This window comes from Arthrobacter sp. NQ4, from assembly GCF_029077345.1.
Lineage (GTDB): Bacteria > Actinomycetota > Actinomycetes > Actinomycetales > Micrococcaceae > Arthrobacter.
The window spans coordinates 444702-460773 of sequence record NZ_JARETC010000003.1; the positions used below are offsets into that span (position 1 = coordinate 444702).

General features: G+C 66.8%; 17 protein-coding genes and 2 pseudogenes. 8 read left to right on the plus strand and 11 right to left on the minus strand.

The genetic code is table 11. The annotated features are described in order from the left end of the window. Positions 1-4 precede the first annotated feature (4 nt). Positions 5-978: pseudogene (locus PUN51_RS08405) on the minus strand (IS481 family transposase). 227 nt (positions 979-1205) lie between these two features. Here PUN51_RS08405 and PUN51_RS08410 point away from each other — a divergent pair. From PUN51_RS08410 to PUN51_RS08420, 3 genes are all read left to right on the plus strand, one after another. Further along, positions 1206-2225 (plus strand): DUF6454 family protein, encoded by a 1020-nt coding sequence (locus PUN51_RS08410; protein WP_275180462.1) that lies wholly within the window; start codon positions 1206-1208, stop codon positions 2223-2225. Positions 2226-2297: 72 nt separating this feature from the next. Continuing rightward, positions 2298-3998 carry a phospholipase C gene (locus PUN51_RS08415; protein ID WP_275180463.1) on the plus strand — a complete coding sequence of 567 codons (1701 nt, stop codon included), beginning with the start codon at positions 2298-2300 and terminating at the stop codon, positions 3996-3998. Positions 3999-4187: 189 nt separating this feature from the next. Beyond that, positions 4188-4946 (plus strand): hypothetical protein, encoded by a 759-nt coding sequence (locus PUN51_RS08420; RefSeq protein ID WP_275180464.1) that lies wholly within the window; start codon positions 4188-4190, stop codon positions 4944-4946. A gap of 8 nt (positions 4947-4954) precedes the next feature. Here PUN51_RS08420 and PUN51_RS08425 read toward each other — a convergent pair whose 3' ends face one another. The 3 genes from PUN51_RS08425 to PUN51_RS08435 all read right to left on the minus strand — a co-directional run bounded on the left by PUN51_RS08425 (position 4955) and on the right by PUN51_RS08435 (position 7884). Next, positions 4955-5782, minus strand: coding sequence for an SDR family NAD(P)-dependent oxidoreductase (locus PUN51_RS08425; protein ID WP_275180465.1), 828 nt, complete (start codon positions 5780-5782; stop codon positions 4955-4957). 116 nt (positions 5783-5898) lie between these two features. Then, the gene (locus PUN51_RS08430) at positions 5899-7302 is read right to left on the minus strand and encodes a GntP family permease (RefSeq protein ID WP_275180466.1); all 1404 of its coding nucleotides are present in this window, start codon (positions 7300-7302) and stop codon (positions 5899-5901) included. A gap of 36 nt (positions 7303-7338) precedes the next feature. Further along, a complete protein-coding gene (locus PUN51_RS08435) occupies positions 7339-7884 on the minus strand; it encodes a gluconokinase (protein WP_275180467.1) in 546 nt (181 codons plus the stop codon). Between the two features lie 190 nt (positions 7885-8074). Between PUN51_RS08435 and PUN51_RS08440 the strand changes: the two genes are divergently transcribed. After that, complete coding sequence (locus tag PUN51_RS08440; protein WP_159632624.1) at positions 8075-8809, plus strand: FadR/GntR family transcriptional regulator; 735 nt, start codon at positions 8075-8077, stop codon at positions 8807-8809. A gap of 66 nt (positions 8810-8875) precedes the next feature. On the opposite strand, the gene PUN51_RS08445 is transcribed toward PUN51_RS08440, so the two are convergent. From PUN51_RS08445 to PUN51_RS08470, 6 genes are all read right to left on the minus strand, one after another. Beyond that, positions 8876-9829, minus strand: coding sequence for a plastocyanin/azurin family copper-binding protein (locus tag PUN51_RS08445; protein WP_275180468.1), 954 nt, complete (start codon positions 9827-9829; stop codon positions 8876-8878). Between the two features lie 408 nt (positions 9830-10237). Then, on the minus strand, positions 10238-10441 hold the full coding sequence (locus tag PUN51_RS08450; protein WP_015936345.1) for a cold-shock protein: 204 nt from the start codon (positions 10439-10441) through the stop codon (positions 10238-10240). Between the two features lie 203 nt (positions 10442-10644). After that, positions 10645-10992, minus strand: coding sequence for a PRC-barrel domain-containing protein (locus PUN51_RS08455; protein WP_275180469.1), 348 nt, complete (start codon positions 10990-10992; stop codon positions 10645-10647). After that, a complete protein-coding gene (locus PUN51_RS08460; RefSeq protein WP_275180470.1) occupies positions 10979-11389 on the minus strand; it encodes a hypothetical protein in 411 nt (136 codons plus the stop codon). Before PUN51_RS08460 ends, PUN51_RS08455 begins: the two co-directional genes overlap by 14 nt. Beyond that, positions 11386-12612 (minus strand): NRAMP family divalent metal transporter, encoded by a 1227-nt coding sequence (locus PUN51_RS08465; RefSeq protein ID WP_275180471.1) that lies wholly within the window; start codon positions 12610-12612, stop codon positions 11386-11388. The genes PUN51_RS08460 and PUN51_RS08465 overlap by 4 nt, the downstream gene beginning before the upstream one ends. A 10-nt stretch (positions 12613-12622) precedes the next feature. Further along, a complete protein-coding gene (locus tag PUN51_RS08470) occupies positions 12623-13108 on the minus strand; it encodes a hypothetical protein (RefSeq protein WP_275180472.1) in 486 nt (161 codons plus the stop codon). Between the two features lie 236 nt (positions 13109-13344). Between PUN51_RS08470 and PUN51_RS08475 the strand changes: the two genes are divergently transcribed. The 4 genes and pseudogenes from PUN51_RS08475 to PUN51_RS08490 all read left to right on the plus strand — a co-directional run bounded on the left by PUN51_RS08475 (position 13345) and on the right by PUN51_RS08490 (position 15337). Continuing rightward, entirely contained in the window at positions 13345-13752 is a 408-nt protein-coding gene (locus PUN51_RS08475) for a TfoX/Sxy family protein (RefSeq protein ID WP_275180473.1), read from the plus strand. A 41-nt stretch (positions 13753-13793) separates the two neighbouring features. After that, a complete protein-coding gene (locus tag PUN51_RS08480; protein WP_275180474.1) occupies positions 13794-14558 on the plus strand; it encodes an alpha/beta fold hydrolase in 765 nt (254 codons plus the stop codon). Positions 14559-14636: 78 nt separating this feature from the next. Next, positions 14637-14894: pseudogene (locus tag PUN51_RS08485) on the plus strand (tellurite resistance/C4-dicarboxylate transporter family protein); the annotation flags it as partial. Between the two features lie 50 nt (positions 14895-14944). Then, on the plus strand, positions 14945-15337 hold the full coding sequence (locus PUN51_RS08490; protein ID WP_275180475.1) for a hypothetical protein: 393 nt from the start codon (positions 14945-14947) through the stop codon (positions 15335-15337). Here the strand turns inward: PUN51_RS08490 and PUN51_RS08495 are convergent. Continuing rightward, positions 15264-15965 carry a hypothetical protein gene (locus tag PUN51_RS08495; protein ID WP_275180476.1) on the minus strand — a complete coding sequence of 234 codons (702 nt, stop codon included), beginning with the start codon at positions 15963-15965 and terminating at the stop codon, positions 15264-15266. The two genes, PUN51_RS08490 and PUN51_RS08495, sit on opposite strands and share 74 nt — an antisense overlap. Positions 15966-16072: the final 107 nt, after the last annotated feature.

Here is a 16072-nt window from a genome sequence, read left to right on the forward strand (position 1 = left end):
GTACTCAGCCAGTAGGTTGGTTGCACCTGCTGATGGGTGGTTTGCCTCCGAGGCTGCTGTGTGGCCGGTGGTTGTTGTAGAAGTTTAGCCAGGGCTGCAGGGCGTCTGTCCGGGCTTGGTTGGATGTGAAGGGTTGGCGGTAGGCCCAGCCTTCTTGGATGTGCGGTTGAAGCGTTCTGCTTTGCCGTTTTGCCAGGGGTGGCGGGGTTTGATCAGGATGTGTTTGGCGCCCAGGGCAGCGAGTGCGTCCTGGAAGTCGCGGGAGAGCCGGTAGGCGAAGGCGTTGTCTGTCATGACCCGTTTCACCGGTGCTCCGTTGGCGGCCATGGCGGCGGCGGCCCGGGTGAGGAATTCGGCGCAGGTCGGGCCTTTCTCGTCGGGCAGGACCTCGGCATAGGCGAAGCGGGAATGATCATCGACGGCCACGTGGACGTAGTCAAAACCGACTTTCTGAGGTGATTTGCGGTGGTTGGCGCGGCTTTGCGCCGGGTCGGTCCGCCAACCGCCGCCGTCCGGGATCCGGCCTAGTTTCTTGACGTCGATGTGGATCATGTCGCCTGGGGCGTCGCGTTCGTAGCGGCGGTCGGTGGCCCGGGACGCGCGGATTCGTGCCCCGGTCACTGGGTCCAGGTCCCACAACCTGGGCATGCCCGCGCGGACCAGAATCCGGGAGACCGTCCGGGCGCTCGTGCCGCAGCGCACGGCCAGGTCCGCTGGTCCCTCGCGATGCTCGACGCGCTGGGTGAGAACATCCGCTACGACTTCCGCGGAGGTGGCGTGCGGGCATGACCTCGGACGGGAGCTGCGGTCTTCCAAACCAGCCCAGCCATCCGCGCGGTACGTGCTGATCCAGCGGTGCGCACAGGTCCTTGAGATGCCCATCTCTTTGGCTACATGGGCCACTGGCTGGCCGGCAAGGACGCGCTCGATAATGATCCGCCTACCGTTCGGAGTCAGGCGGGCGTTACGGTGGGACATGAAGACCTCTTAGTCGTTGGCTGTGTGTGGTAACCACCAACCTAAGAGGTCTTCACCTATTCACGATGTAACCAACGTCCTGACTCAGTACAGCTAGGGACCCGCCCCGTGCGCCAACAGGTCAGCGGGGCGCCAGCAGTCGTTAACCGGGCCGCCATTCCCGGTTCATTACCCATTAGTAACTTGAGAGCTCCTGTTGAGACCCCAACCTTAAGAGGCCCCCCACCATGAGCCCCAAACCCAACCGGCGTGCCCTGACACTGGCCGCCTCCCTCATCGTTGCCGCCTGCGCGGCCGGGGGAACCGTCGCAGCACAGGCCACCGTCCCGGCGCAGGGCACCAGTCCCGCAGCCGGAACCCACCATGACACGGACACCGACCTGGCCACCGCGTTCGACTCCGTCACCCGCAACACCGCCTGGCAGCAAACGTCCCAGCTGAAGCTGAACTTCCCCACGTACCACACCGAGGGAATCGCCTACAGCCAGGACCACATCTTCCTCTCGGCCGTGCAGATCCTCGAACCCACCGTCAAGTACCCCACTCCCCAGGGCGGGTACGACCGCACGCCCGGCAAGGGCATCGGCCACCTGTTCGTCATGGACAAGGCCGGCAACCTGCAAAAGGACATCATCCTGGGCGAGGGCGACATGTACCACCCGGGCGGCATCGACTTCGACGGCACCAACGTGTGGGTTCCGGTAGCCCAGTACCGGCCGGACAGCAGCGCCATCATCTACAAGGTGGACGCACAGAGCCTGGACGTGCACAAGCAGTTTGAAGTCAAAGACCACTTTGGCGGCATCGTCCTGGACAAGCAGACCGGCCACCTCGTGGGCAACACCTGGGGTTCCCGGCGGTTCGCCGAATGGGACCTCCAGGGCAAGGAGCTGTCCACCTGGGAGAACCCGAACTACTTCATCGACTACCAGGACTGCCAGTACGTCCCCAATGCCAGGATGCTCTGCGCCGGCGTGACCAACCTTCCGCAGACTCCGTCCGCCGGCGGGACAGCGGCCACCTATGAACTGGGCGGCATGGCAATGATCGACCTGAAGTCCCATCAGGTGACACGCGATGTCCCGTTCCAGCAGTGGTCCACTGCCGGGCACGTGGCCACCCGCAACCCGTTCAAAATGACCGCCGACGCCAACCACCTGAGCATGACGGTGGCCCCCGACAACGGCGACGAAGGCAACGGCACCGAGATCCTCACCTACGAGGCCGACGTCACCCCCGCCAAGTAGCAGCAGAACCCTCCCTGCACCTGCCCCGTCCGGCGGCAGGTGCGCCCCTGAGCAGGAACGATTGGATACCCCATGCCTTTTACGGCACCGAGATTCACCAGAAACAGAGTTGCTGCGGCCACCGGCGCGGCCGTCCTGGCTGCTTCGGCAGTTTCGGCCGGACTGGTCGGCGTCAGCGCCGGCCCGGCCACGGCCGCCGGCACCCAGGACGCCACGGCGACGCCCATCAAGCACGTCGTGGTCCTCTTCCAGGAAAACGTGTCATTCGACCACTACTTCGCCACCTACCCCAAGGCGGCAAACACCCCGGGTGAGACGCTTCAAGGATCAGGCTCCCCCGCCGGCTCCTTCACGGCGGCGGACGACACACCCAAGGACATCAATACCCTGGCCAACGCCGGCCTGCTGGCGCCGAACAACCCCAACTCCGTCCAGCCCGCGCGGCTCTCCCCGATGCAGGCCGTCACCTGCGACCAGGACCACGGCTACAAGGCCGAGCAGAACGCCTACAACGGCGGCCTCATGGACAAGTTCGTCCAGTTCACCAGCCGCGACGCCTGCGGCACCAACCAGTACGGCCGCCCCGGCCTGACCATGGACTACTACGACGGCAACACCGTCACCGGCATCTGGAACTACGCCCAGAACTACGCCATGAGCGACAACCACTTCAGCACCGTCTTCGGTCCGTCCACCCCCGGCGCGCTGAACCTGATTTCGGGCCAGACCCACGGCGCCAAGGAATACACCGCCGCCGGCCAGCCCGTCGCCACGCCGGCCACGGGAAGCAGCGCGGTCCGGCAGCCCGACGCAAACGGCGTCGGAACGGTGATCAACGATCCCGACCCGGTCTACGATGACTGCTCCAACAACAGCCATGCCAAGACCAACAACCTTGCCGGCATGACCGGCAGGAACATTGGCGACCTGCTCAACGCCCAGGGCACGTCCTGGGGCTGGTTCCAGGGCGGCTTCGCGCCCACCACCCCCGCGACGGCCACCTCGCCGGCGTCGTGCCTCTCCAGCCACACCAACGCCGCCGGCGCCTCCGTGGTGGACTACTCCCCGCACCACCAGCCCTTCCAGTACTACGCGTCCACCGCCAACCCGCACCACCTGGCACCGGCATCGGACGCGGAAATCGGGCACGACGGCCAGGCCAACCACCAGTACGACCTGACGGACTTCAGCAAGGTGGTGGACAGCGATAACATGCCAGCCGTCTCCTTCCTGAAAGCGGGCATGTTCCAGGACGGCCATGCCGCCTACTCGGATCCGGTCGACGAACAGAACTTCATCGCCAAAACCGTCAACCAGATCCAGCAGTCCAGGAACTGGGACAACACCGCCGTCGTCCTCGCCTATGACGACTCCGACGGCTGGTACGACCACGCCGCCGCGCAGCCGAAGAACGCCTCCACCGGCACCGACGACGCCGCATGGTGCCTGAACGCCGCCGCCAACGGCGTCCCCGTGGCCGGCGGCTACGCCGACCGCTGCGGACCCGGTCCCCGCCAGCCGCTGGTGGTCATCTCCCCCTTCGCGAAGAAGAACTTCGTTGATCACACCGAAACCGACCAGGCCTCGATCCTGCGCTTCATTGAGGACAACTGGCACACCGGCCAGATCGGCGACTCCTCGGCTGATGCGAAGGCCGGGTCAGTGGACGCAATGTTCAACTTCCATCATGAGCGCAACGACAAGGTCCTGCTCAACGAACAGACCGGAGCCGTCGCCTCGATCACCCACAACGGGCACCCCGCGGGGCAGTAACCCCACCCTCCGCACAGCAAGAACAGCAGGAGCGCTGTCCGGTATAAGCCCGGCAGCGCTCCTGCCGCTTAACACTCAAGATTTGCGCTTAACCGGTCTTCCCCCCGATGGACGAAGCTACGCTGGCCGTGCCATCCGCATCCAGCGCACGCCATTGGGGGAAACATGCCTGCCAGTCGACACTTTTCTTTGCCTTTTCGCCCGTACCGCGGGGACGGGACGCCTGCCGCGGCAGGGCCCCGGCAGCCGAAATTGCGCGCGGGGGCCGCGGCCGCCGTGGTCCTCCTGCTGACCGGCTGCTCCACACAGGCTTCGCTGTCCGTTGCTGCCCGCCCCGCCACCGAATCCGCCACGGCAACGCCTGCCGCGAAGCCCATCGCGGACACCCCGTGCACGGCCATCGACGCCCGGCAGGTCTTTGGCGGAAGCAGCTATGTGTGCACCAAGGACGAGTCAGGCAGGCTGGTGTGGCTGGAGGCCTCCGTGTCCAAGCGCGTCTCCGACAAAGTGGCTGCGGCCGCTGCCGCGAAAGCGGCCGCCGACAAGGCCGCAGCCGAACAGGCAGCTGCAGCGAAAGCTGCAGCTGAGAAGGCTGCTGCTGAAAAGGCGGCCGCAGAAAAGGACGCCGCCGATAAGGCCGCGGCGGAGGCTGCAGCCCGGCAAGCGGCTGAGGCGAAGGCGGCCCAGGACGCGGCTGCAGCCAAAGCCGCTGCAGACGCCGCGGCCAGGGCCGCCGCACCTCCAGCGCCCGCGCCTGCGCCCCAGCCCGTGCCGGGAACGAACCCCGGCTGCGACCCGAACTACTCAGGCTGCGTTCCCATCGCCTCCGACGTTGACTGCGCAGGTGGAAGCGGCAACGGACCGGCTTACGTCCGTGGCCCCGTCCAGGTCATCGGCCGCGACATCTACGGACTCGATGCAGACCACGACGGCGTCGGCTGTGAGTGACACAGCGGTCAGGCAAAGGCCTTGACCAGCTCTTCGCTCTTCTCCCACAGCCCGCGCGCCAGTCCGGCGTCGTAGGCCTGGGCGTTGGCCTTGGCCAGGGCGCGCTTGGCGTAGTAGGCCCCGGAAATCCAGTCCATGCCCGCTGTGCCGTTGATGAGCCAAAGCATCGTGTCGGCGCCCTGGTCCGGGCTGAGCATGAAGCGGTTCAGCAGGGTGGTGTAGGCATGCCGCCACGGGCTTCCGGACTCCGCCGCGAAGTTGGTGCGGACCACGCCCGGGTGGAATGCCGCCGTCGTAATCCCCTGGTCATGGAAGCGCCTGTGCAGCTCGGAGGTGAACAGGATGTTGGCGAGCTTGCCCGTGCCGTAGGCGCGGTTGGTGCTGTACCCGTACTCGGCGTTGAGGTCGAAGAGGTCCAGCTTGCCGAAGTTGTTGGCGGCGCTGGAGGTGTTGATCACCTTGGCGCCGCTGGCGGTGAGCGTGTCCATCAGGAGGGTGGTGAGCAGGAACGGTGCCAGGTGGTTGACCTGGAACGTCGTCTCGTTGCCGTCCACGGTAAGCGTCCGCTTGCCCATGATCCCGCCGGCGTTGTTGGCCAGGACATCGATGCGCGGGTAGTTTGCCTTCAGTTTCTCCGCGAGGTCACGGACCTGTGCGAGGTCGGCGAAGTCGGCCAGGTAGTGGTCGGCGCCGATGTCCCCGGCCAGGGCGCGGGTCTTGCCGGCGGAACGGCCGACGACGACCACCTGGTCCCCTGCCTGGGCCAGCGTCCTTGCGGCTGCCGCTCCAATGCCGTCGCTGGCGCCGGTGATCACGATCGTGCGGGGAGTCGTCAAGGGGTGTCCTTTGGTCGGCGGGTGGCGCACCGGCATGGCACACCAAGGGGCACAACGACGGCGGGGCGGCCGGTGTTCCCACCAGCCGCCCCGCCGTGCTCCCGGACAGGAGGGTGTCAGCCCACCGCGCCGGCCACCAGGAAGATGACGGCGGCGACGGCGAAGCCCATCACGCCGATGAGGGTTTCCATGACGGTCCAGGTCTTCAGGGTGGTCTTGACGTCCATACCGAAGAAGCGGCCCACCAGCCAGAACCCTGAGTCGTTGACGTGGGATACCACCACGGATCCGGCAGCCACGGCGATGACCATGGCGGCGATCTGCATGCCGTTCAGGCCGCCACCCGCCACGGCGGGAGCAATCAGGCCGGCGGTGGTGGTCAGCGCGACGGTAGCGGAGCCCTGGGCAATGCGCAGGATGGCGGAGATCAGGAACCCGGCCAGGATCAGCGGGATGCCCACGTTGCCCAGCACGTCCGCCAGCGCCTTGCCGATGCCGGAGGTGCGCAGGACGCCGCCGAACATGCCGCCGGCGCCGGTGATCAGGATGACGGAGCAGACTGGTCCCAGGGAGGACTCGAGCAGCTTCTCCAGGGCGCCGGCGTCGCGGCCCCGTCGGATTCCCAGCACGAACAGCGCCGCGAGCACTGCGATGAGCAGGGCCACCGGGGTTTCACCGATGGTGCGCAGGACCTGGAACCACTGTTCCTTCTTCACGGAGTCATCCAGCGCACCGGAGGACGCCAGGGTGTTCAGGCCGGTGTTGAGGAAGATCAGCACCAGCGGCAGGAGCAGCAGCCCGATGATGGTGCGGAACCGGGGCGGGTGCGCCTCGGCCTCGGCGCTGGCGTGGCCCAGGATTTCGGGGACGGGGAGGACCAGCTTCTTGCCCGTGTACAGGCCGTAGAGGTAGGCGGTGACGTACCAGGTGGGGATGGCGGTGATGAGGCCGGCGATGAGCACCAGGCCGATGTTCGCGTCGAAGAAGGCGGCGGCGGAGACCGGGCCCGGGTGCGGCGGCAGGAAGATGTGCATCACCGAGAAGGCGCCGGCGGCGGGCAGGCCGTAGCGGAGCACTCCCCCGCCCAGGCGGTGGGCGACGGCGAAGACCACGGGCAGCATGACCACCAGGCCGGCGTCGAAGAAGATGGGGAAGCCGAAGATCAGTGAGGCCAGGCCCAGTGCGAACGGGGCGCGTTTTTCACCGAAGATGCCGATCAGGTAATCGGCCAGGACCTTGGCGCCGCCGCTGGTTTCCACGATCCGGCCGAGCATCGCGCCCAGGCCAACGAGCAGGGCCACGGTTCCCAGGGTGGTGCCGAAGCCGTCCACCAGGACGGGAACCACCTTGTTGGCGGGGATCCCCGTGGCGAAGGCCGTGGCGAGGCTGATGAGGATCAGGGCGATCAGGGCGTGCATCCGCAGCCGGATGATCAGGAACAGCAGCACGAGAATTGCCGCCGCGGCGATGAGCAGCAGTGGACCTGCGCCCATCGTCTGGGTCCATCCTTCGATGGTCATGGTTCTCCTTTGAAACAGGGTTGGGGATTTGGGGGGTCAGGACGCGCCGGGCGCCTGGCCGGTGGGGAGGTTGAGGGCCTGTACGACGGCGGCGACCAGCTCTTCGGGTGAGCGCGAGATGTCGAGGCGGAGGCTGCCGGCGGCGATCTCTTCCGGGGTGAGAGGCTCCAGGGTGGCCAGCTGGCTGGGCAGCAGCGTGGGCGGCATGAAGTGCCCTTCCCGGCCCTGCATGCGCTGGCTGATCAGGTCCGCCCCGCCGTCAAGGTGGAGGAAGACCACGCGGCCCTGGGCGCCGGACAGCAGTTCCCGGTATCCCCGCTTGAGCGCGGAGCAGGTCAGGACCGTGCTCTTGCCTGCGGCAGCCTGGGCGGTCATCCAGTCACGGATCTCCTCCAGCCACGGCCAGCGGTCTTCGTCCTGGAGGGGGATGCCCTGGCTCATCCTGGCGATGTTTGCGGCGGGGTGGAATTCGTCCGCTTCGGCGCATGCCCAGCCCAGTTGGCGGGAAAGTGCCGCGGCCAGGGTTGATTTGCCGGAACCGGCAACGCCCATGACCACAAGGTGCGTGGCTGGATACTGCATGTCATACCTCCGGAGAAGACGTCTTTGGCTTTCGAAGAAGCTCGCTGTGGACCCGCCTGCAACGGGCCAAGCGATAAGGTATCACCTTTCCTGCTGAAAGATGCTATCTATGCGTGTCACAAGTCATACCTTTGGCCCAATCCCCGCTATTCTTGGAGGGCGCAGCGGCGCGTGAGCGAACGGGGAGAGAATGTCGACGGCGACAGTCCAGGATGGCGATGAGATGCACGACGGCGGGTCCTCCCCGGCCATGCACGAACGGGTGCTTGAGGCGGTGGGAGTCGCTGTCGCCTCCGGGCGCCTCGCGCCGGGAAGCAGGCTGACCCTTGAAGGGCTGCAGCAGGACTACGGGATCTCGCGCACCGTCGCGCGGGACACCATGAAAGTCCTGGAGTCCATGAATTTGGTCTACTCCCGGCGCCGGGTGGGCATCGTGGTGCAGGACCCGTCATTGTGGAATGTCTTTGACCCGAAGCTGGTGCGGTGGCGGCTGGCCTCGGACCGGCGGGAATTGCAGTACAGCAGCCTGACCGAACTCCGCATCGCCGTCGAGCCCATTGCCGCCGCCGGCGCCGCACGCCGGGCCAGCGCCGCCGAACGCGCACAGCTGGTGTCCCTGGCCGGGGACCTCCGCCGGCTGGGGGAAGCCGGGGACCTGCAGGCTTTCCTGGCCGCCGACATCGCCTTCCACCAACTGCTGCTGCGCAGCTGCGGCAACGAAATGTTCCGGGCGCTGGAGGGCATGGTGGCGGAGGTCCTGACCAGCCGCACCCGGCAAGGGCTTATGCCGTTCAAGCCGCGGGCCGAGGCGCTGCAGGCACACGAGGATGTGGCAGCTGCCGTGGCCGGCGGAGACACTGCCGTGGCGGAACGGGCCATGCACCACATCCTCGATGAAGTGCGCGAGGCGATGGGGCTGCACTGACACCGGCGACACGCAAACGGTCCGGCCGGGGCAACCGCCCCAACCGGACCGCGTGGAAACCGGGCGTCAGTCGACGACCTTCACCTTCCCCACCATGCCCATGTAGTCATGGAGTGCACAGATGTACTCGAACGTACCTTGTGACTGGAAGGTCACCGCGAACTCCGCGCCGGGCCACATGATTCCCGAGTTGAGGTTGCCCCCGGTGAAATGCGTCGGGTCGCCGGACGGGGCGAAAATGTTCGCCGGTTCGGTACCAAACGTGACGGTATGGGGAGCGTCCATGCCGGTATTGGCGAACACGACGGTATCGCCCACATGCACCGTCACGGTGGGCCGGACGAAGCGCATGACCATCGCAACGCCGTCGTCACCGCCTGCGATCACCCTGTGACTGTTGGCCTGGTCCGCCAGGTCAGCGGTGAGCTCGCGTCCGTCGCGCAGGATGGACCGCTCCTCGGCCCGCGATGACTTGTCGTAATCGGCCTGGCTGTACGGATAGTCAGTCCCCTGCTCGCGGACGTGCACCGTCCCCTTCATCACGGCGCCGTGAACCAGGCAGTAGTAGGTGAAATCGCCTTCGCGCGGGAACGACAGGCTGTAACTCCTGGCGTCCGGGAAGCCGGGCACGTCAACGTTGGCCAGGAGGCCCGAGTTGTAATACGAATGCCCGTCGTAGCTGTCCCCTCCGCGCTTCAACAGCTCATCGTTGTTGAACGGATTGAACGGCTGCAGCGGCTGTCCCGATGCCAGGAACGTCACTGTGTGGATCTCCGCGGAGTTGGCCTCCCACGTGATGGTGTCCTGCTCGTTGATGAAAATCTCGGAGGGGAGGAACTGCATGCCCTGGATTGCCTGGTTGCGGGACTCAGAGCCCACCTGGACCTCCCACGTCCGGTGGCCCGGCTGGCCCGCCGAGGCGGGACCCGCTGCAGCCATTGAGGCCAGCAGCGAAACAGCGAAGGCAACGATAAACGCCAGTATCTTGAATCTGGAATTGCTTCCCCGACTACTCTTCATAGCAATGCTTCCTTGAACGGCAACCGGCCATCAGCCGGTGTACAGCTATGGCCGATTCAAGTCACTGCTCATGGGGCCGAACCGGCCACTGATTATCGGAGTGAAAGTGCCGGCTGCCGATGCCGGGGAGCGCAGGCAGCCGGGCCGGCCGAGCATCGTGCCGGACATGCACCACCCCAACTGGTGCCGCGCTGGTTGGAGTTTTCCAAACGCCGCCGTGGGCGTGGGGTTGGCACGCTGCGTACGTACGCACCTAATAGATTGCTCCTTCAACTGAACTTTGTCGAGGAGGAAAAACCGAGGGCCTGGGAGCGGACCACGAAAGGCGCGGGTTAACAACAAAGCAGGGCTTGCCGTGAAACGGCAAGCCCTGCTTTTGAAACCTAACGGTCCCGGATCCCTAGGAAATTAGAGAGCCTGGATGTTGGTGGCCTGGGGACCCTTGGGGCCCTGCTCGGTGTCGAAGGAAACCTTCTGGTTCTCTTCGAGGGAGCGGAAACCGGAGGAGTTGATCGCGGAGTAGTGCGCGAAAACGTCCTGCGAGGAGTCGTCCGGGGAGATGAAGCCGAAGCCCTTTTCAGCGTTAAACCATTTGACGGTACCAGTAGCCATTATTTTTGTCCTTCGTGAAGGTGGAGGGAACGTCCCGACTTTCGGGCCCTCCGGCGTGGGGTGTTCAAAAACCGCTACTTCAGAAGAACACGGACTTTCGACCGTGCGTACTGCCTGAACTACCAACTGCATAAACACAACAACAGGGTCAACACTACAGGAGATCCGCCGCACGCCTAATTGCGGGTCTCTTCAACTCCGCCCTAACCGTTCGCAGCCTTCTGCAGCGCCGCGCTGTAGCGGGTGAACCCAGGCCGGAGCCGGACCGAGCGCGGGCCCACCATGGCGATGTCCTCCCACAGCACCAGGAAGGACCCGCGGTGCCGCCAGCGGAGGATCCTGGCCACCAGCCGGGGCCGCGTGAGGCCGTTCCGGTCGTAGCCCATGAAGGAGGCCGTGCTGTGCGGGCCGATGACCAGCCCCAGCAGGCGCGGCTCCGCCATCAGCTGCTGCGGGGTGCCGTCCAGGACGAACCTGACGTCTGCCACCCGGCCCAGCCTCCCGCCGTCGGCATCATGGACGGGGGTGCCCAGCAGGTCACCGAGGATCATGGCGGCCTCCCGGAATGCGCGCAATGATCTTGTCCCGGACCCACCGCTCCACCCAGCCCGCGTCCAGCGACTCACCACTGATGCCAAGCCGCAGCACCACACCCACCTCGGCCACGTCCTTCCACGGGATGCGGATCAGCCGGGACGACGGCGGCCTGCCGCCAAAGATGCGCGTCCCCAGCACCGGCCCCGTCAGCAATGCAGTGACGACCGGCGCCGCGGTCCCCGGCTCAATCTCCACGTCCACCGCGGGCCCGCTCAACTCGAGGTCGTCGACGGTGGTGACCGGGACGCCGTCGTGATCCAGAACCTGCCGGTCCAGCAGGTGCAACTGGGCGTCCAGGACGCGCCCGGCCACCGGCGGGGCGGGAAGCAGCGGGTCGGGCGAGGATGTCATGAGCCGGCTCCTGTCACGATCATGAGGGGGATGGCGGCGATGGAGGCCACCAGGATGATCACCAGGTAGACCATGCCCAGGACATTGACCACCCTCCCGTTGACATGCTCGCGCATGTACTGGGGGTCGTTGGCCACGATGAGGATGGGCAGGTAGGTCAGGGGCAGGGCGATCGCCGAGAACACCACCGAGTATTCGGTCACCAGCACCGGATCCACGCCGGTAGCCAGGACCGCGATGCCCACCAGCAGGCACACGATCATGGCCAGGTGGAAGCGGGCGGCCTCCGCGGGCCGGCGGAACTTGCCCCAGGACCAGCCAAAGAACTGGGCCAGCGTGTAGCCGCTGGAGAGCGTGGTTTCCAGCGCCGCACCGAACGTCGCCGCCACGATCCCCACCAGGACCAGCGCCAACCCGATCTTCCCGGCGCCCTCCGCGACGGGCAGGACCACCTGGGACAGCGAGGTCACCGAGATTCCGGCCGGGAGCAGGACGACGGCGGCGCACGCGGCGATGGCGACGGACAGCAGGCCGCCCAGCGGGAATCCCACCAGGACGTTGATCCGCTCCTGGAGCAGGTCCTTTACCGTCCACCCCTCCTCCACGGCACCGGAGGAGAAGAAGAACACCTCATACGGGGTCATGGCCGCGCCGAACAGGGCGATGGCGTAATAGCTGTACGTCCACACCGTTTCCTGTTCCGGCACGGCGGGCGCCAGCTGCCCGGCCAGCATGCCCCAGTCCGGCTTCAGCAGGAACAGTGCCACCGCAAAGATGATCAGGGTCAGCCCCAGCAGGCCCGTGACGTTCTCCATGATGGTGAACCTGACCCGCCAGACCACCAGCCACACGGCCAGTGCCGCCACGGGAATCCACAGCAGGTAGTACACGCTGCTGGCCAGCTGCAGGGCCAGGGCAACGCCGCCGATCTCGGCCGTCACGGTCATCAGGTTGATGAGGAAGGAGGCCGCGAGGTTGGCCAGCCCGGCCCGCGCGCCCAGCCGTTCGCGGATCACCTCAAAGGTAGCCCGGCCGGAAGCAGCGGCCACCCGGCCGGACATGTTGGCGAACAGGCAGATCCCCACCACGCCCACAGCCACTACCCACACCAGGGACAGGCCAAAGCGGGATCCGACGACGGCGTTGGTCACCAGGTCCCCGATGTCCACAAACCCGCCGATGGCGGTGAGGATCCCGAGCGCGACGCCGAGGAGCCGCTTCACGGTTCAGCCTTCATGGGGACCCCACCTTGCCTTCGAGCTGTTTGAGGGCGTCCTGCGCGCCGGCGAGCGCCTTGTCCCCGTCGGACACGGAGGGGGTGCCGCCGTCGTTCGCTGCCAACGCGGCGCGTGCCGTGGCAAAGCCGGCGGCGCACTGGTCCAGCACGTCCAGCGCCTGCTTCTGGGTTTCGCGCTCCTCCTGCGTGGCCGGGGAGAGCTTCAGGACGGTGCTCCGGCTGGTCTGGATCTCCTTGAGCTCATCGTCAAGCGTGGTGGAGGCTGCGGCACGGGTCAGTTTGCCGTCCATGTCCTGGCGGAGCGCGATGCGGGCGGTGGCGACGGCGGAGGAACTGTCTTTGAGGGCCGTGGACACCGACTGGCTGGTGCCTCCGCTGCAGCCGGTGAGCAGGGCGAGCGCGGCGAGGACCAGTCCGCCCAGGTGCTTCCGGCCCGTCCGCGTGCTGCGTCCGGCCGGGCCCGGCCCTGGAGTTGTCAGCACCATCGCCTCCAACCCTCCGGGGAAGCCCCCGGATCCTCGGAATTCGCCCTTCCCAAGGCAGCCACAAAGTAGTTGCCTATGGTCAGGTATAGCACCGGCGCGGGAAGTTTGACCTGCTCAGGGACGGAATTCTTGCCTGCTGCGCAGGGGTGGCCGCCAGCCCTCGACGGCGGCACCCAACGGGCATATCCTGCATCCAGACCTGCGGAAAAACCCTGCCACCGGGAGGTGACGCCATGGAAATGCCCAAGGCAACCGAGGAAGAAAAAGAGCGGTTCCGCCGTGTGGTCCCCAGCCATCCCGGAGTTGTGGTGAAGCCGATGTTCGGCAATCTCGGCGCGTTCATCAACGGCAACATGTTCGCGGGACTGTTCGGGTCCACCATCGGGGTGAAGCTCTCCCGGGAGGACGCGGAGCTGCTGGAGTCATCCGAACGGACCGTCCCGTTCGGGCCGGCGGACAGGCCCATGGGTGGCTACACCGGGCTGCCGGAAGTGTGGAATGAAGAGGGCGACGGCGACGACACCCGGGCGCGGGCATGGGCCGAAAAGGCGCTGGCTTACGTCGCCACCCTGCCGCCCAAGAAAGCCAAGGAGCCCAAGGCCCGGGCCACCAAAGCCGGGGCACGCGGAGCGGCGAAGTAACCGTGTCCGCCCCTGGCGTACCGTCGGAAGGAGCCCCAGCCATGGAACCGTTCCGGGTCATCCTCCTGCCCGGCAGCGTCCTCCCCGCCGGCCCCGCATACGGCGCGTTGCTGGCGGCACTGGATGGCACGGTTGATGCCGTGGCCAAGGACCTTGAGCTCTACGCGGGCGACGCTCCCCCGCCCGGCTGGACCCTGGATACCGAAGCGGACGGCGTGCTCCGCGAGGCGGACGCCCGCGGCTGGGATACCTTCCACCTGCTGGGGTATTCCGGTGGTGGCGCAGCGGCCCTGGCGCTCACGGCCCGGCACCCGGAACGCCTGCTGAGCCTGGCCCTGCTTGAACCGGCCTGGGCAGGCACCTGGGACTGGAGCCCGGAGCACACGCGGCTGTGGCACCGGTACGGAGAACTGCGCGACCTGCCGCAGGAGGAATTCATGGCCGCCTTCACGAGGCTGCAGGTGAAGCCCGATGCCGTCCTGCCGCCTCCACCGCCGGGCCCGCCGCCGCCGTGGATGGCCAAGCGCCCGGCCGGGATCAGCGCCTTCCTGCAGGCATTCAACACCTATGACCTGGACCGCGGCCGGCTGGCGGCCTTCGAAAAGCCGGTGCTCTTTGTGCTGGGCGGCATGAGCAGCCCGGATGAGCAGGGGGACAACGCTGGGCGCCTGTCCCGCGTCTTCCCTGATTTCCGGCTGGAGGTATTTCCCCGCCGGCACCATTTCGACCCGCCGCACCGTGCGGAGCCGGAGCGGGTTGCCGCGCTGCTGGGGGCGCACTGGGCACGGGCACAGGCAGCGTCGTAGCGGGCGGCTGGGACTTTTTCCTCTGTTTCTGCGGAGCCCCGCGCACGGACGCTCACCCCCGGCTACTTCGCGCTCACCATGGCCAGCGGCATCATCTCCGTGGGGCCCGTGCTTGAGGGCTTCCACGCACTGTCCATGGCGCTGCTGGTGGTGTGCGCCCTCTCCTACCTCCTGATTCTTGTCCCCAGCCTGTTCCGCCTGGCCAGGTTCGCCGCCGACATGCGCAGCGACTTCATGGATCCCGGGCGGGCGTTCGGATTCTTCACGTTCATCGCCGGAACAAACGTGCTGGGGACGCGCCTTGGCATGGCGGGATGGCAGGGCGCGACGGCGGTGCTGCTTGCGGTCGCAGTGCTCGCGTGGGTGGTGCTCGGCTACGTCGTGCCGTGGACACTGGAATTGGCGCACGGACCGTGGAGATGGCAGGCGCGCCCATGGTGGATGCAACGCGCGGGCTGGTGGCCGGCGCCTCCGTGGTGTTCTGGTCCTTCGCCCCGTGGCTCTTCCCGGTGCTCCTCGCCGCCGGCGGGTGGCGCCACGTGCTCCACCGCGTGCCGTTGTCCTACGAGCCGGGCCTGTGGAGCGTGATCTTCCCCCTCGGCATGTACGCCGTAGCCGGGATCTACCTGGGCCGCGCCGACCAGTTGCCCCTGGTGGCAGCCATCGGCCGGGACGAACTGTGGCTGGCGGTCGCAGCGTGCCGGGTCAGCCTGCCCGCGGGCCGGGACCGTGGGCCCTCTGCCGGCCGTCGCGGTGGGCAAGGTAGGCGTAGACCATGAGGGCGATGCCGGCCACGATCATTACTGCAGGGAAGGCGAAATCCACCGGGATCAGCACGGCCATGGCCTGCAGCACGAAGATCAGGCCCATGACGGCAAGGATGCCCGCTGGAATCAACGGCCATTTCATCCGTTCCCTGCGGTTGCCGGCCTCATCAACGCGGACCGGGACCAGGGAAAGCACGCCGAAGGTGGACGCCAGGCCCAGGAAGAGGACGGCTGCAGTGGGCGTACCCTGCAGTTCCTGCGGGAGGGCCACGATGACCGCCAGCGTGAACATGACGCCGGAAGGTATCAGCGCCCACCAATTGCCCGGTTCCCGCACGAACACGGCCCCGAACCCGGCACCCATGAAGAGGAACAGGAAGGCCGCGCCCCAGGCGCCTCCGGTGAGCTCGGTGGCGATGACAACAGCTGCCAGGCCCAGGAACACGGACCCGGGGATGGCCGCCCACCAGTTCTCCCGGCGCCGGATGAACAGGGACAGGAACAACACCCCCACGGCCGCGAAAATCAGCGGCGCCACGAACGCAGCAGTGTCCATGACGCCCAGCCGGTCCAGGAGCAACAGGCCGCCCAGGGCAATGAGGATCACGCCTGCGATGATGCTTGCGTTTGCCGATTTCACCGTGTACCTCCCGGATCCGGCAGGCGGCCTTACACCGCCCTGTTTGTTTCAGGCTAGGGCGGCCCCGGAGCCTGAAACAGGGCACAAAGCCCCCGGCCCCGGTGACC